The organism is Erysipelatoclostridium sp. An173 (assembly GCF_963931465.1).
In the GTDB taxonomy this organism is placed as follows: domain Bacteria; phylum Bacillota_I; class Bacilli_A; order Erysipelotrichales; family Coprobacillaceae; genus Thomasclavelia; species Thomasclavelia merdavium.
On the sequence record NZ_OZ007017.1, the window covers coordinates 1,906,050 to 1,922,694 of the forward strand.

At 28.9% G+C, this 16,645-nt stretch carries 16 protein-coding genes; 4 read left to right on the forward strand and 12 right to left on the reverse strand.

Annotated elements, in window-relative coordinates; genetic code table 11:
* Positions 1–463: 463 nt before the first annotated feature.
* From ABGT36_RS09550 to ABGT36_RS09560, 3 genes are all read right to left on the reverse strand, one after another.
* On the reverse strand, positions 464–2,059 hold the full coding sequence (locus ABGT36_RS09550; protein WP_346677726.1) for an AarF/UbiB family protein: 1,596 nt from the start codon (positions 2,057–2,059) through the stop codon (positions 464–466).
* A complete protein-coding gene (locus ABGT36_RS09555; protein ID WP_087299086.1) occupies positions 2,046–2,342 on the reverse strand; it encodes a phasin family protein in 297 nt (98 codons plus the stop codon). The genes ABGT36_RS09550 and ABGT36_RS09555 overlap by 14 nt, the downstream gene beginning before the upstream one ends.
* A gap of 368 nt (positions 2,343–2,710) precedes the next feature.
* Positions 2,711–2,935, reverse strand: a complete 225-nt coding sequence (locus tag ABGT36_RS09560; protein ID WP_346677728.1) for a hypothetical protein — start codon at positions 2,933–2,935, stop codon at positions 2,711–2,713.
* A gap of 406 nt (positions 2,936–3,341) precedes the next feature.
* On the opposite strand from ABGT36_RS09560, the gene ABGT36_RS09565 reads away from it, so the two are divergent.
* Positions 3,342–4,241 carry a glycosyltransferase family A protein gene (locus ABGT36_RS09565; RefSeq protein ID WP_346677730.1) on the forward strand — a complete coding sequence of 300 codons (900 nt, stop codon included), beginning with the start codon at positions 3,342–3,344 and terminating at the stop codon, positions 4,239–4,241.
* Between the two features lie 6 nt (positions 4,242–4,247).
* Positions 4,248–5,003, forward strand: coding sequence for an alpha/beta fold hydrolase (locus ABGT36_RS09570; protein WP_087374057.1), 756 nt, complete (start codon positions 4,248–4,250; stop codon positions 5,001–5,003).
* A 70-nt stretch (positions 5,004–5,073) separates the two neighbouring features.
* Here the strand turns inward: ABGT36_RS09570 and ABGT36_RS09575 are convergent, their stop codons facing one another.
* From ABGT36_RS09575 to ABGT36_RS09615, 9 genes are all read right to left on the reverse strand, one after another.
* Positions 5,074–5,844, reverse strand: a complete 771-nt coding sequence (locus tag ABGT36_RS09575) for an ABC transporter ATP-binding protein (RefSeq protein ID WP_346677732.1) — start codon at positions 5,842–5,844, stop codon at positions 5,074–5,076.
* Complete coding sequence (locus ABGT36_RS09580) at positions 5,841–7,136, reverse strand: hypothetical protein (protein ID WP_296883987.1); 1,296 nt, start codon at positions 7,134–7,136, stop codon at positions 5,841–5,843. Before ABGT36_RS09580 ends, ABGT36_RS09575 begins: the two co-directional genes overlap by 4 nt.
* A gap of 174 nt (positions 7,137–7,310) precedes the next feature.
* The gene (locus tag ABGT36_RS09585) at positions 7,311–8,141 is read right to left on the reverse strand and encodes a histidinol-phosphatase HisJ family protein (protein ID WP_296883985.1); all 831 of its coding nucleotides are present in this window, start codon (positions 8,139–8,141) and stop codon (positions 7,311–7,313) included.
* Between the two features lie 120 nt (positions 8,142–8,261).
* Positions 8,262–9,281: an ABC transporter ATP-binding protein gene (locus ABGT36_RS09590; protein ID WP_087299100.1), complete on the reverse strand. Its 1,020-nt coding sequence runs from the start codon at positions 9,279–9,281 to the stop codon at positions 8,262–8,264.
* Positions 9,281–10,081 carry an ABC transporter permease gene (locus tag ABGT36_RS09595; protein ID WP_087374045.1) on the reverse strand — a complete coding sequence of 267 codons (801 nt, stop codon included), beginning with the start codon at positions 10,079–10,081 and terminating at the stop codon, positions 9,281–9,283. Before ABGT36_RS09595 ends, ABGT36_RS09590 begins: the two co-directional genes overlap by 1 nt.
* Positions 10,078–10,923: an ABC transporter permease subunit gene (locus ABGT36_RS09600; protein WP_087299104.1), complete on the reverse strand. Its 846-nt coding sequence runs from the start codon at positions 10,921–10,923 to the stop codon at positions 10,078–10,080. The genes ABGT36_RS09595 and ABGT36_RS09600 overlap by 4 nt, the downstream gene beginning before the upstream one ends.
* Positions 10,904–11,737, reverse strand: a complete 834-nt coding sequence (locus tag ABGT36_RS09605; RefSeq protein WP_346677735.1) for an alkaline phosphatase family protein — start codon at positions 11,735–11,737, stop codon at positions 10,904–10,906. Before ABGT36_RS09605 ends, ABGT36_RS09600 begins: the two co-directional genes overlap by 20 nt.
* Entirely contained in the window at positions 11,727–12,827 is a 1,101-nt protein-coding gene (locus ABGT36_RS09610) for an ABC transporter substrate-binding protein (protein ID WP_087299108.1), read from the reverse strand. The genes ABGT36_RS09605 and ABGT36_RS09610 overlap by 11 nt, the downstream gene beginning before the upstream one ends.
* 328 nt (positions 12,828–13,155) lie before the next feature.
* Positions 13,156–14,394 carry an MATE family efflux transporter gene (locus ABGT36_RS09615; RefSeq protein WP_346677737.1) on the reverse strand — a complete coding sequence of 413 codons (1,239 nt, stop codon included), beginning with the start codon at positions 14,392–14,394 and terminating at the stop codon, positions 13,156–13,158.
* A gap of 554 nt (positions 14,395–14,948) precedes the next feature.
* Between ABGT36_RS09615 and ABGT36_RS09620 the strand changes: the two genes are divergently transcribed.
* Both ABGT36_RS09620 and ABGT36_RS09625 read left to right on the forward strand, forming a co-directional pair.
* On the forward strand, positions 14,949–15,626 hold the full coding sequence (locus tag ABGT36_RS09620) for a DUF969 domain-containing protein (RefSeq protein ID WP_087299112.1): 678 nt from the start codon (positions 14,949–14,951) through the stop codon (positions 15,624–15,626).
* Positions 15,626–16,645 (forward strand): DUF979 domain-containing protein, encoded by a 1,020-nt coding sequence (locus ABGT36_RS09625; protein WP_346677739.1) that lies wholly within the window; start codon positions 15,626–15,628, stop codon positions 16,643–16,645. Before ABGT36_RS09620 ends, ABGT36_RS09625 begins: the two co-directional genes overlap by 1 nt.

Below are 16,645 nucleotides of genomic sequence, written 5' to 3' on the forward strand. Positions count from 1 at the left end.
TAAAAAGCAAAAGGAAATTTGAGGTTTGATCCAACAAATTTCCTTTTAGCTATAAAATTATTTTATTATTGTACCTATAAAATGTTTTAATAATATCCTGATTATTATATTTTGTTACAGTCCAACGTTTTGATTAATTTTATTTAATTTAAAATGCTATAAATGATACAGCTATTATATCCCTTAATGTACCTTTAAAATAACATCCACAATTTATTGTTTTTATTTTAGTAAACAAACTAGAAATATTTAATACATATTGATAATGATTTTATAAGATTTTCCCCTCATATAGAAATCAAAATTATTATGTATCTTATTGGATCAATATTATCTTTGTTACTTATATTATAAATGAAAAGAGATATATATTGAATAGAATCTGCATAAAATACAAAAATCACGCATATTATTCATATAAATAATGCTATAAACTCTAGTTAGAATTTATAGCAATCAAATATTATTTATTTTTTCTTCTTTCTTTTAAAACAGTAAATAATAGCCATATTCCTAATCCTACCGCTGTCATAAAGCCAATAAAACCTAAAGCTGGTATTCCAAAAACTTTAGGAGTCATTTGGGTTGTACAAAGCAAACTGCTTGCCATCAATAATCCAGCACTGATAATTCCTACAATTAATTTATTGACCATATGATTTATCGCTTTCATAGGAACGCTTGATTCCATAATATCTAAATTAACCTTTAATCTTCCTTTCATTATCATTCGAATAACTTCTGAAAGCTGAACGGGAAGATTTAATATATTTTGACTAGCATCATATACCTTTTTAGCTGAGTTTGTTAATTCTTTTTTAGCATCAAACTCTTTTGACATATGACTAGCAACATGATTAGCAGCAATTTCAATAATGCTAATATGAGGATCTACTAACATTACTGTACTTTCGATAGTTACTAACCCTCGTGCTAACATGCTAACACCTTTTGGCATTGAAATGCGGTGTTTATGAGCAATCATAAAAATTTCCTGGACTACATCTCCTAGGTTAATATCTGTTAAGTCCATTGTTACATAGTGCTTCATAAATGTTTCAATATTATCATAAAATAAAGCATAATCAATACGATTATCATGTTGGCCTAATGTCAAAATTACATCAACAAGTTTTTGCGTATCATTTTGTCCAATAGCTAAAACTGCGTCTTTCAACAAATCTTTATCACAGCGATTTAAAATACCCATCATCCCAAAGTCGATCCAAACGATTTTTCCATCACGGATTCTTAAATTACCAGGATGAGGATCAGCATGAAAAAAACCATCATCTACAATTTGTTTAATATAATTTTCTGCTAATTTTGCGGCAATTTCTTTTAAATCATAACCAGCATCTTTTAATGCGATTCGATCATCAATTTCATAACCTTCAATATATTCCATCACAAGTACTTTACTAGTACTATACTCATCAATAATTTCTGGAGCTGCTATGTAATTAATATCTTGATGAAAATGTGCAAATCTTTTAGCAAAACTGGCTTCATTTAAAAAATCCATTTCTTCTTTGGCAGTATGCCAAAATTCATCTAAAACGATATTTAAATCAACAACACTACCTAAAACATCATTTAACTTTAAAATCTTTACTGCACGACGGATCAAAGAAATATCTCTTTCCATCATCTCATAAATACCAGGACGTTGAACTTTTACTACAATCTGACGTCCGTCTTTTAATGTTGCTTTATGAACCTGAGCAATCGAAGCACTTCCTAAAGGATTAACATCAAAATCAATAAAAACCTGTTTTAGATCTTCTTGATATTCATTTTCAATGACCCTCTTTACTACATCTAAACTCATTGGAGCAACATTATCTCTTAATTTCACCAATTCTCGACAATAACGCTGAGAAAACATATCTTGTCGAGAAGCCATTATTTGACCAATCTTAACAAATGTTGGTCCCAGATCCTCTAAAATCATTCTAAACTTTACCGGATCAATTCCTTTTGTTATATGATGTTTTCTCAGTATTGCCAGAATCTGTGCTAGACGCCGTTTCGTACTCAAACTATTATTTTGATTCATTCTTTGATTTTTGTAATTCTTCTATTTTTTGTTTTAATTTTTCTAAGTCATCTACGTCCATCTTTTGTAAATCTTGTTCAACTGTTTCTACACTTACAGGTTGTCTAAGTTTTTCAGCAACATTATGTTTAAGTTCTTCATTTAAAACTTTTCCTTGTTCAACCGTTAATTCACCTTTTTTAACTAAATCTTCAACAACTTCTTTAGACTTTTCAGCAGTTATGGCAACTGCACCAATTCCTACTAATAATAACTTTCTTAAATCTTCACTAAAATTATTCATAACGCATCCTCCTTTGTTATATATACTTATTTTACAACGAATTTATATAAATGTGTAGTTTTACAAAAGATAAAATAAAAGAGAAACTAATGCATAGTATCCCTTATTATTCATCATTAATATTTATTTTTATATTTAATAAATAAACCCGCTCCAGCAACACTTACTACTACAGCTGCTATGGCTACAACTTTTTTAATCATCTTTGCTCCTCCATCTTTAAACTTTTTTTCTAACCAACAAACCAGTACCAATTAACGCTATTGTTACAATTACTACAATAACCACTCTTATTATCATTTAATTACCTCCTCTTTAAATAAAATATTTGTTTATTTTAAAAGAATTATTTAAAAAATATTAAAAATCTACACAGTATATTCTACAAACTGATTACCTTGTAACTCTTTAGCTAAAGTATCTGGCAAATATAAATTTGATTTTTTTTGTAATGAATAACCAGCATTTTTTAAAACATCTGCAACAAAATAAGAACAAAAATAATGATTATTAATTCTAATCGGTATTTTTAAAAACGCCCCAATAAATTCAATAATTGAATATCTATAATCTCTTTCATTTTCTAAAATCAAATATATTTCTTGTTTAATTAAGTTATATTGCTGTTTATCAACATCTATATAACAATACGCATAATTATCACGCCAATTTTGGGATATTTTTGATCGTTTTTTTTCCTTGGAAAAACCTTTAAAACCAAATCTATATAAATCATTTTCATTTAAAATAATAGGTACATGAAAATAACGATACTTTACAATAAAAATCGATACTATTTCTTTAGCTACAATAAATTTAATAAGAGTTGAAATAATTTATGTATTATAAACAAATCGCCATTTTCAAAAGTTTTCAAAATAAAAACTCTTTTTTTGATTATTAAACCAAATATTTTTATAAATTATTATTATTTTTACATTGTAAAGAAACAATAAAAATAGGATAATTTAATTAGGTGAATTTAGGGAGGAAATTTTCATGGAAACAAATATTGAGGCCGTTATTACAAGTTTTAATCAAGGTTCAATGATTTTAGAAGCAGTTCAATCATTGTGTAAACAGACTAACCCACCTAAAAGAATTATCATTGTCGATGACGGATCTACAGATAAACAATCACTTGATATCTTAGATAATATAAAAACCAATCCTGCTATCACGATTCCAATAGTTGTAATAAAACAACCTAATCAAGGAGTATCTGTTGCTAGAAATACCGGTATTAGCCAAACAAAAGCACCATTAGTTTTAGTGCTTGATGGCGATGATCAATTAGAACCATCATATATTGAACAAGTTAGTCAATTATTTCATAATGATCCATCAATGGTCGCAGCATCATCATGGATGAAAACATTTGGTACACTCGAAGCAACAGTCTGTCCATCTGGCGGTAATATAATCCCATTTCTTTCACGAAATTGCTGTCCTGCCACTCATATTCTTCGTCGAGATATTTGGCAACAATGTGGTGGCTATGATGAATCGATGCGTTCTGGATTTGAAGACTGGGAATTCTTTTTAAGCATGCTTGAATGTATACCAGAAGCAAATATTGGTATCGTTGAACAAGCATTAATTGATTATCGTACTGCTCCAGCTTCATTTAATATTAAAAGTATGTCAAAAAGACTTGAATTAATGCGTTTTATTATTGAAAAACATTTTGATTCTTATCAAAAACATCTTACCGATGCAATACTTGGTATTGAGTCAATATCGATGGCTAGACTTAATGGTTGGGAAAATGAAATAATTCATTCAATAAATACTAACCAATCTTTAAGCAAAGAAGCAACAAAATTTATTGAAAGTCCTTCATATGGTGATGGTGGTATGGCAGCAGCGATTAGAATAGTTTCAATTAAACAAGGGTAAAAAATAATGAAAATTTTAGAATATGGTAATCCAAGTAATGACAAAATAATTCTAATTCATGGTTTTGAAAGTCCGTATCAGGTATGGCAAGATTATATCGATTTTTATAAAAAAGATTATTGTTTAATTGTTCCAATATTAACTGGTCACAATGTTGATGATAAAGAAGATTTTATTTCATTTGAAAGATGTGTAAAAGAATTAGAAAGCTATTATATAACTAAATATGGCAATAAAGTATATGCAATTTATGGGATGAGTATGGGTGGTATTGTTGCTAGCTATATATGGCAAAACCAGAATATTGAGATAACAAAACTGATTTTGGAAAGTTCACCGCTTCTTCCTTTTGGAAAAGTATTAATAAATATTTTAACAAAACAGTATTTATCAATTACTCATAAAGTTAAAATTCGTGATGAAAAAACAATAAATCAGGCTATTAATACAATAATAACAATCGATAAACTTGATCTGTTTTTACAACTAATAGATCATATTTCTAATACAACAATTATAAATTATATAAAAGAAGTGGGAAAATTTAAATTACGCAATGATATTGATACTCCTAATACTAAAATATATTATTTATATGGCTCTACTATAAATGAAATATTATTTAAAAAAGTTGCTAAATATTTAAAAAAACACTATCTTAATACCAATACAATACTCTTAAAAAATAAAGGTCACTGTGAAGATGCTTTAATCAATCCTCAAAACCATATCATAACAATAAACAAAATACTTAAAGATTAATTATTTTATTTAACCGCTATTAAAAATGTGGATAATTAAATCCACATTTTTAATACAAAATTTTATCTTTTTAATCAGTAAAAAGCATCTGAGCATCTTTTGAAGTTATATTGATTATTTCATAAAAATATTCTTTTTGACTCATATTATTTTTTTCTAACTCTTTAACTATTTTTCCATCAGTTATATATATTAACTTTGATGAATATGAGGCAATTTGAGGATCATGTGTAACCATTACAATTGTTTTTGACTGCTCTTGATTCATTTTTCTTAATATCTGCAATAATTCATGAGAATTTTTGCTATCAAGATTCCCTGTTGGTTCATCGGCAATTATCAGCTTAGGATCAGTAACCAATGCTCTGCAGATTGCAGCTCTTTGTTTTTCCCCTCCTGAACATTCATCAGGAAACTTATCAAGTAATTTACTGATATTTAATAGCTTGGCCATATCTTCTACTTTCTTTTTCATATCTGGTGTTTTATTTTTTTGTAATGATAAAGGAGCAGCAATATTTTCATAAATTGTCAAAGACTGTAACAGGCTGTAATTTTGAAAAATGAACCCTAATTTTTGAAACCGGAAATTTCCTATCTCTTTTTCACTCATACTATTTATTTCATTGCCATCAATATATACCTGTCCTTTGGTTGGAATATCGATTGTAGAAATATTATTTATCAATGTTGATTTTCCAGAACCAGAAGGTCCCATAACACATATAAAATCTCCCTCATAAACTGTTAATGAAATATTTTTCATTGCTGTAAAAGGATTTTTAGTATCAAGATCATATATCTTGCTTATATTTTTTGCTTCTAATAATACTTTTTTCATACTGCCTGATTCTCCTTTTTAATCATAAATTTTAAATACAGATTATATGTTACAAATATCGATAGTATGATTGGTATGATATATATTGCAATTAAAATCATCAGCTTTAAAACAGTTAAATCATTATTCATTATATACCTTGTGCCAATTGATAAGACTAACGGCAATGGTAAAAATATGATTGTACAATAATATATTATTACTTCCTGACGAATAATCTTTTTTATTTCTTTTTTGGTATAACCGATCCTGTTTAAACAGACAAATTCATTTTTTCTAATCATCATATTATCAATAAATTTATAGACAATACCTACTACAATTAATATCGCCATTACTATATAGCTTATTAATCCTGTAATATATTCATTTGTAATTTTATCCTGACTTATCAGTACTGGTATCAGGCCACATACTAAAACAAGCATTAACATTGAAAATATAATTGTCCCCTGTAAAGAAACAACATAGTTTGATAATGATATATATAGATGTTCTTTTTCTAACCCGCCTTTATTTTTCCACATTTGGATAATTTTTGGTATTGTCCGTTTAAATAAACCATATATACTTATTACTCCAACAGCTGCTGGAAAAATATATGCCGTTAACTGATGTTTTTGGAAGAAAACAAGTGATATTGACCAGAGATAGATGACAATATAAATCAATGAACTTTTATTATGTTTCTTGATCTTCACTTTTTTATTTGCTTCTGCTCTACCTAACAATACCTGCAAAGTATTACGATGTGAAAATCCCGCAACTGCTACACAGATAGCCATTAAAATCGGTACTAATGACAATAACACATTGATATAAGTAGTAATTGGTATTTTATAAACTACATCTATTCCTAGATATGAAAACATAAACATATATATTAGTTTTAAAATTCCGGTTCCTAAAAGCAAGGCTACAGGCACAATACCAATAAACATGATTGCAACCTGCCACAAAACAAATTTAGCAACATCGATGATATTCCCACCAGAAATTAACAGCAGTGCAAATGAATCGGTTTGGCTGCTAAGATAGTAATTACTAGCATATAAAATCATAACCCAGCATAATGCAATTACAATAAATGGTAATCCTTTAGAAAGCGGAATACTCATTTCTCTAAAAGTACCCGCACCAATAACCGGATCATTTTCAATTAATAATGGATTATCAATAAAATCAGTAAATATAAAACTAATAATCAAAGCTACCAGTAAAACAATTGAATAACTAATACATTTATTAAATTCCCTTTTCAACATCTTTTTAGCAAAGCTAAATACATCCATAAAACCATCCCCTTCTAATAACAATAAAAGTATTAATTAATTCAAATTAATAAATATAATATTTATAATTATTATATCACACTTTATTTAAAATAGATTTTTATTTATAAAATTTCACAAATTAAAAGGACTAAAAATAATTCATAACAGCAACTATTTTTAATCCCTATTATCTTAAATATTTAAAAAATCACTAACTGGTCTTTCTACAAAACCATCTTTTGTTAATTCCATCATTGTAGTAAAACCACAACTTTGTATTAACTCAAGAGATTCTTGATAATAACAATCTAACATCTCTTTATTATGACAATCACTATTTAAACAAATCTTTCCACCATGATCATAAATGTATTTAAGTAATGTTTTATGAGGATATGGTGTTTTTCTTTGACCACGAGCAATAGCTCCTGTATTAACTTCAAATATTTTATTTTTTGCAAGTAATTGATCTATACAGTTATATGCTAATTTTAAATAATCTGGGTCATCAAATTTAATAAATTCTTCATTTTCGTTAAACTTAGTTAATAAATCAACATGACCAACAATATCAACTTCATCCATATTAGCTATCTTTTTAACTTCTTCAAAATAGCTTTTAGCATAGTTTAAAAAACTACCATAATATTCAACAATCTCCTTAGTAACATCGCTACTAAAATCAACCGCTAAATATTTATCCCCAGCCTTAACAAAATGAACACTGCCAATTATATAATCATAAGGATCATGTTTTTTAAAACGTTGTCCTAATACATCTTGTTCAACCCCTAGAAAAATATTAATCTGATCTTGATATTTCTCTTTAACTGCTAATACATCTTCAATATATTTTTTAGTATTGTTTTCATCCATAGAATAATCATCAACATTACGACAATTCCCATGTCCTGAAAAACCTAATACATTGAATCTTTTATTTATTGCTTCTAAAGCCATTGCTTCAATTGTATCTTTACCATCACAATAAATAGAATGAGTATGTAAATTCTGTTTTATCATCTTATCACTTCCTATCGTTTTATTTGTATATATTATAACTAAATTATATTATTTTTCTATTGTCTATTAAAGATTAAAAGGCTGTTTAATCATTGATTAAACAGCTGTATATATTATCATTTAATCTCTAATTTCTAGAATATTATGTGGTTCAATACCAACATATACTTTTTGACCTTCATCAAACAGTGTATAACTTCTAAAAAGCACTTCTGATTTAAATGATACGTCTTCATGGCGTAAAGTATATCTTAAAACATTTCCCCTTGAAATATAATTATCGACAATTGCTTCAAATACATACATGTTTTTATCTTCAATTGGTTCTGTTTGAATATGAATTGTTTCTGGTCTAATAGCATAGAAATTATTATTGAAATCTTTTGAAGGTAAAAGAGTCTTTAGCTTATCTTTATCTAAAATATTATAATGACCAATAAATTCAGCAGCAAATTTAGATACTGGATGAGTATATAATTGTACTGGATTACCACTTTGTTCAACAACTCCATTATTCATTAAATGAATTTTATCAGACATGATCATTGCTTCATCCTGGTCATGAGTAACGAAAATTGTTGTAATTTTTAATTCTTTTTGAACTCTTTTAATTTTTTCTTGTAGTTCACGTCTTAATTTTGCATCAATAGCACTTAGTGGTTCATCTAATAATAATACTTTTGGTTCCATTACAATAGCTCTAGCAATTGCAACACGTTGTTGTTGTCCCCCTGATAATTGACTAGGATAGCTTTTTTCTTTTCCTACTAAATCAACCATTTCAATAGCATTTTTCACTTTTTCCTGGATTAATTTTTTATCCATTTTTGCTATTTTTAAACCAAAAGCAATATTATCTTCAACATTCATATTTTGAAATAAAGAATATTGTTGGAAAACCATTCCAATCCCTCGCTTTTGTACTGGAACATCAGTAATATCTTCGCCATCTAAAATAATTCTACCAGAACTAATTTGTTCTAACCCAGCTAATGAACGAAGTAATGTTGATTTACCACATCCACTTGGACCTAATAAAGTAACAAGTTCGCCTTTTTCGACATCTAAATTAATACTTTTTAGTACTTGATTTTTACCATCATAGCTTTTACAAATTTCTTTAAATTCAATATAAGCCATTATGCTTTCCTCCTTTTTGTGACAGCTTTATTTTGAATAATCAGTGTTAAAGTTGAAATAATCAAAGTTGTAACAAATAAAATAACAATGATTGCGCTTGATAATTGTCCTGATTTAGACATCGTTTGATACAAATAAATACCCGCAGTTCTAAATGCGCTTCCAGCAATCATATTAACAACAACGAAATCAGCAAACAACATTGTAAAAGCTAACATCATTGTAGAAATAATCCCTCTTTTCATTTGAGGAATAACTATTGCAAAGAAGGCATGGATTTTAGAACATCCTAATACTTGGGCTGCTTCAATAACACATCTAACATTCAAAGCACCAATTGTATTTTTTAGACCTCTATATGTATATGGTAAAATAATAATACAATAAGCTCCAACTAATAGAAAAATACGATTTGATAAAAATCCAGGTCTACCAGAATATAACGAAATAACCCCAACAGCTAAAATAACCCCTTGAATTGCATAAGGAATATTACATAAAATTTCTACATATTTTTCTAATTTAGGCATATATAAAGTAATTACATATAAAACTAAAAGTATTGCAATAGTACAAATTAAAACTGGTACAAAAGAGATAACGATCGAACGTAATAATGAATTAATAAATGCTCCATCTGAAAAAATCTCTGAATAAAAGCTTAGTGTAAAACCGGTTGGCAAAATATCCATCCATTCTGTAAAAACAGAATATAAGAAAGTTAATGCTAATGGGATAATTAAAAAAGAAGCAATAATTAATAAAATCAAACCATCCCATAAACGTGTTTTTACTTTCATTTTGCACCTCCTGATCTTTTCTGTAACTTATTAGTAATAAGAACAGAAATAACCATTAAAGCCATCATCACAAGTGATAAAGCACACCCAAATTCCTGGTTTTGGACAACTTCACCAACAAATTGTTGTGATATACGAATTGGTAAAAGAGAAATATTATTACTCAATAAGGCATACGCTGTACCATATGCTGCCAATGAATTGGCAAATAATACCGAAAATGTTCCTAAAATACTTGGGAATAAAGAAGGAATTGCTACTTTAAACCAATAATGGAAACTATTCCCTCCTAACAAACCTACTGCTTCTTTCCATTCTTTTTTCAAACCACTAAAAGCTGGAAGCATTAATAGTGTTCCTAAAGGAATCTGGAAATAAATATATGTAAGTAATAAACCATTAATTGTATATAAATCATAGTTTGCTAAAAAATCAATACCATAATTTTTTCCAATTAAAGTTAAAATCCCCACATTACCTAATAAAATCATAAACGCAAATGCCAATGGAACCCCAGCAAAATTACTAGTAATATTTAAGATACTTGTAAAAATATTACGAATTTTTGTACTTGCACTATTAGCTGCTTTTGCCCCTAAAAAAGCAATTATAATTCCACAGACTGCTGAAAAAATTGAAATCCACAAACTGTTATAGATAGACTGTTGATACAAGCGAGTAGAAAAAATTCTAGTGAAATGCTCTAATGTAAAACCGCCACCTCCAGTTTTAGAAAAACTTTCGATTACAATATTAATCAAAGGTAATATTTCAAATAGCAAAACCATGATAAAAAATGGTAATAATGCTAATAAATATACTTTATTTTTGATTTTTTTCATTTTTAAATTCCACCTCCAGTGACTTCATTTTTTCACCTGGCTTAATTCCTAACAAACAACATAATAATGGCGCAAATTCCATAGTTGTTAATTCTTTAGAATGTACCCCTGGAACAACTTTATCAGCGATAATATAAAGAGCAGTTTTTCGTTGCATATCACTGTTTCCTCCATGATATCCATTTTCACTCATACCATGATCAGCTCCAACAACCACGTTATAACCTTGATCTAACCACATAGGAATATATGTTGATAATAGTTTATCGTTTTGAATAACAGCGCCTGAATATTCTTTAGAACCAGCGCCAAATTTATGTCCAGCATCATCAATCCCCATTGGATGAACAAAGACAAAATCATAATCTTCTTTTACCATTAAGCTTGAAGAAAGTGAATATAAGTGATCATCTGGGAAAGTATCACCATAATAAAAGAACCCTCGATCAATACAAGATAATTCATCTTCATGATAGACATCTTTTTCTTTATCAAAGGGTGCTGATAAATATAATTCACTGATCCAATAATATGCTAAAGCAAGGCTTTTTTTATTGGCCTTTTTTAATAGTTTAAACAAATGTTCTTGATTAGAAAGACGACATATCCCATTATTCGTAATTCCATGTTCAAAAACTGGTACACCAGTAAATATAGTTTCATACATTGGGCGCGAAGAACTAGGTAATTCACCTAGTACTTCATATTTTGCAGCCCTATTTTTTTCACATAAATGTTCTAAATACCCTAAATGTTCTTTTGCATATTCACTTTGTAAACCATCTAATAAAACAAATACTGTCTTATTGCGCATAAGCAACCACTTCTTCCTGCCAAGATGTTGCTAAATCAGAAACTGACTGATCCCATGCTTCCTGGTCTTCGATAAAACGAGCGTTTGTATATTGATCATCTGGTAAAAGATTAGATTTTACATCATCTGGTAATACTACATCATCACGAATTGGACGAGCAAATCCTTTAGCTAAATTGATTTGTCCTTCATCTGATAAGATATATTCTCTTGCTAATGCTGCTGCATATGGTCTTTTTGTATAAGCATTAATAATTGTACAATATCCACTTTGAATAGCTCCGTCAGTTGGTACAGAAACTTCAAAATTAGCATTTGGATTATTTTGCATAATTTGTGAACGATATCCTAAAGAGTTGTAATCCCAAAGAACAGCAACTTCTATTTCACCTTTTTCTAATCGAGCAACGCTTGTATCTCCCATGTCTAAACGCCCCTCTTCTGCTAATGTTTTAAAGAAATCTAATCCTGGCTGAATATCACTTTCACTACCACCAAAAGCGATTGCAGCACTTAACAATCCACTTTGTGCTTGTGTTGCAACAGAAACATCACCGATAGTTAATGTATAGTCCCCTTCTAAAACATCTTGCCAGCTTGTTGGTGCTTTTTCTACAAGATCAGTATTAGTTATAAATGTAATTGTTCCATAGTAACCAATAATCCAGTCACCATCATCATCCTTTGCCCAATCAGGAATAGAATCCCAATAAGATGTTTTATATGGTAATGTTACCCCTTGTTCTTCAGCTACTGGTCCAAATGATTGACCAACATCACCAATATCTTTTGTTGCATCATTAGCCTCATTTGCAAAAAGAGCTAATTCTTCAGCACTTGACATATCAGTATCTGAATGTTTAATTCCATACTGTTCTTCAATTTCAGTCCAAGTTTCAACCCAGTTAGCCCAAGTATCAGGCATACCTACTGAATTGATTTCTCCATCTTCTTTTGCTTTTTCAGTAATTTCTTCAATTGTCATTGAATTTAAATCTACATCTGTTTGTGTACTTTCTTCAGCACATCCAGTTAAAAAACTAGCAGCCAATAATGCACACATCCCTACCTTTAAAATTTTGTTTTTCATTTTGTTATATTTCCTCCTAGCACTAGAAGTATATCATTTGGAAATTTTGTAAAAATACCGATTTTCTGTAAGAAAATTGTAAATATTAAAATTAAATTTTCGACATTATGTTAATACTTTATAAAGATTTTTAAGTTTTTAATTAAGCTATCTTAAATTTATAAAAATGATCAATCCTTATACCATAAAAAAATCTATGAAGCTAATAACCTCATAGATTTACACCTTTATCTGTTTTAAAACTCTTCTATACATAATAATTACAATTGGAAGAACTATTAGTTCAATGATAAGTTGTACCCAGATCATTCCATACAACCCTACAAAATTATTCATAATAAATAAAATTGGAATATTTAATAACCCCTTGCCTACATACTGTTAATATCGCTGATTCTACTCCTTTACCCATAGCTTGTAATGTATAAATGATTAAAGCATTGATAGCAGTAAAAGGCACCGCTAAACAAGCAATTCTTAAAAACTCAGCGCCTAATTGACTTGTTTGAGGATCCTCTATAAAAGCTGGTAAAATGAAAGAAGCAAGACTAGTAAAACAAATCAAAAAGAAAAAGGCAATTGATAATGATACTTTCCATGAAAAAGACGAAATTTCTTTCATCCGTTGATAATTTTTAGATGCATAATTATATCCTACTAATGGCATGATCCCTTGACATAACCCAAAACTAATATTTAATGGAAACATATCAATTCTTTTTACAATCCCATATGCTGCAACAGGTATGTCACCATAACCAGAAGCTAAACTAATAATTACCATATTTGATACATTTGCTAATAACGTAGTTAACGCTGAAGCAATTCCAACCGATAAGACCGGTTTTAAATAACTAGTATTAAAATAAGAAATATTTAAAGACATCGTTGTTTGTTTTTTTACACGATAAAATATATAAATAAAAAATAAAGTTGATACTAAATTAGAAGTTGATGTCGCTATTGCTGCACCTGAAAAACCTAGTCCTAAGCCAAAGATAAATAATGGATCTAAAATAATGTTTAAGATTCCTCCCAGCATCATCCCAATACTAGCAAATTTAGCTTTACCCTCACCCCTTAATAAATGAGCCATTGTCATGGCCAATGTTGTTGGAATACCACCTAAAATTACAGTCCAAAACAAATATGATTGAGCATATTGAATATTATTAGAACTTGCTCCTAATACTATAAGCAATGGACCTTGAAATAGTAATGAAAATAATGAAAAAATAAATGTAATAATTATACCACTATAAATACTTAAAGAAGAAACGTATTTTACTTCATTGTCTCGTTTTGCTCCTAATAACCTTGAAATAAGACTGCTGCCACCAATTCCAAATAAATTTCCTAATGCTGTTAATAAATTAAACCATGGTGAAACTACAGTTACTGCAGCAACCATATATGGATTGTTTAATTGACCAACAAAAAAAGTATCAGCGAGATTATATATAATCGTTACGATCTGGCTAATTATTGTCGGTACAGCCAATGTCGCAACTGCTTTTTTTACAGGAACCGTTTCAAACAGTTCTCGTTTTGATAACTCACTATTCATTTCTTTTTCCCCCTCTACATCAAAAACAATAATATATCTCACAAATATTTAAGGTTATAAAAACAATTTTTTCATTACATTATCAACACCTTCTTTTTAACATTAAATTATAAAGACCGGTTGCAACAACCGGTCAATAGTATTATTTAAATAACATTTTTTTACATTTTCCCCATTATTCATAAATTACTTTTTATTAATCTAATCAATTGAAATATATATTGATGTAATGATTTTAGCAGTTTTAAATGCAATTAAAGAATCTTTAAAATATCAATTTATTGTCAAGAAAGGATTTTTTCCTTTCTTTTCTTAAAAAATCGTTGATTTAATCAGAGGATTTTAAGGTGTATTGAAATATGTTAAAAAAAAGTATATAATTTTGTGTATACAATATCGAATTTGTATACATTATTGCATAATAATATACATATCATGCATCTAATAGATGATTTTTTTCATGATATTTATATGAATGGAAAAAGTATATTTTTTCGTTCATATAAAATATGTATTATAACAATATTGTGTGCAATACTAGAAAGGAGAGTATTATGGAATATTTAACGTTAATAGGTATTGTTATAATTGTTGCCGGTTTTGCTCTAAAATTAGACGTACTTGCAACAGTAATTATTTCAGGGATTGTAACAGGCCTAATATCTGGAATGAGCTTTGTTGAAATTTTGGAAATTTTAGGTTCATCTTTTGTTTCTAATCGATTGATGTCAATTTTCTTAATTATTTTCCCTGTTATCGCAATTATTGAAAGATATGGTTTAAAAGAAAGAGCTGCTTATTTAATTGGTAAAATTAAAAATGCATCTGCCGGAAAAGTTCTTGCTATTTATTCCGTTGTTCGTACAATTGCATCTGCTTTAAATATCAGAATTGGTGGTGTAGTTCAATTCGTACGTCCATTAGTTTTACCAATGGCTCAAGCTGCTGGTGAACAAGTTAAAGGTGAAAAATTTGATAATGATGAAGAAGAAAAAATCAAAGGTTTATCAGCTGCAGTAGAAAACTATGGAAACTTCTTTGCTCAAAACTGTTTCCCTGCAGCAAGTGGTGTTGTTTTAATGCAAGGTACAATGGCTACTGCTGGATTTACAGAAGTAACATTAGGAACTATTGCTGCTTCATCAATCTATATTGCAATTATTTCAGTTGTTTTAACATTTATTCAAGTATTTTTATTTGATAGAAAAATTAAAAAAGGAGGTAAAAAATAATGTTAGATTTTTTAAGTGTATATCTTCCTGAATTTTTCTATGTACTTTGTGCATTTGTAAGTTTTGATACTGCATATCGTGCCACAAAAAATGAAGAAGCACGTGTTGGTACAACTTTATTTTGGGCTTTATTAGGTATTACATTCATGTTTGGTAAAATAATCCCAAACGTTGTCACTGGTGCAATTTTAGTTGTTATGGGTTGTCTAACAGCTACTAAACAAGTTCGTATGGGAGCTTTCGTTGAAGCTACTCCTGAATTCCGTCAAGCATCAAGTGAAAAAATCGGAAATAAAATCTTTATTCCTGCTGTTTCTATTGGGATAATGGCATTAATCTTATCATTGATCCAATATAACGCTGATACAGCAGAAACATTTTTCTTAAAATTAAGTGATTTCTTTACAATTAAATTATTCTCTTTTGGAAGTTCTAGTGGTGCTGTAACTGCTTTAGATGGTGCAGTAATGACTGGACTTGCTTGTGTTGTAGCATTAATTTTAGCAATTGCTATTTGTAAACCAAAATTATCAGAAACTCGTAGTGATACATCTAAATTATTAATGCAAGTTGGAGCTTCATGTTTATTACCTCAATTATTAGGGGCATTAGGAAGTGTATTTAATGCTGCTGGTGTTGGAGATGTTATTTCTAAAATTATTTCTAATGTCGTTCCTTCTGGAAATGTCTTCATTGGTGTTGTTGTTTATGTTTTAGGAATGGTAATCTTTACAATGATTATGGGTAATGCATTTGCTGCCTTTACAGTTATTACTATTGGTATTGGTATTCCTTTTGTTATTAATCAAGGTGGCGATCCTTCTGTAGTTGCAGCATTAGGGATGACAGCTGGTTATTGTGGTACTTTAATGACACCTATGGCCGCCAACTTTAATATCGTCCCATGTGCCGTTTTAGAGACGAGGGATCAAAAATGGGCTGTTATTAAATCACAATTACCAATAGCTTTACTTATGATCGTTATTCATATTATTTTAATGTTAGTTTTAGCGTTTTAG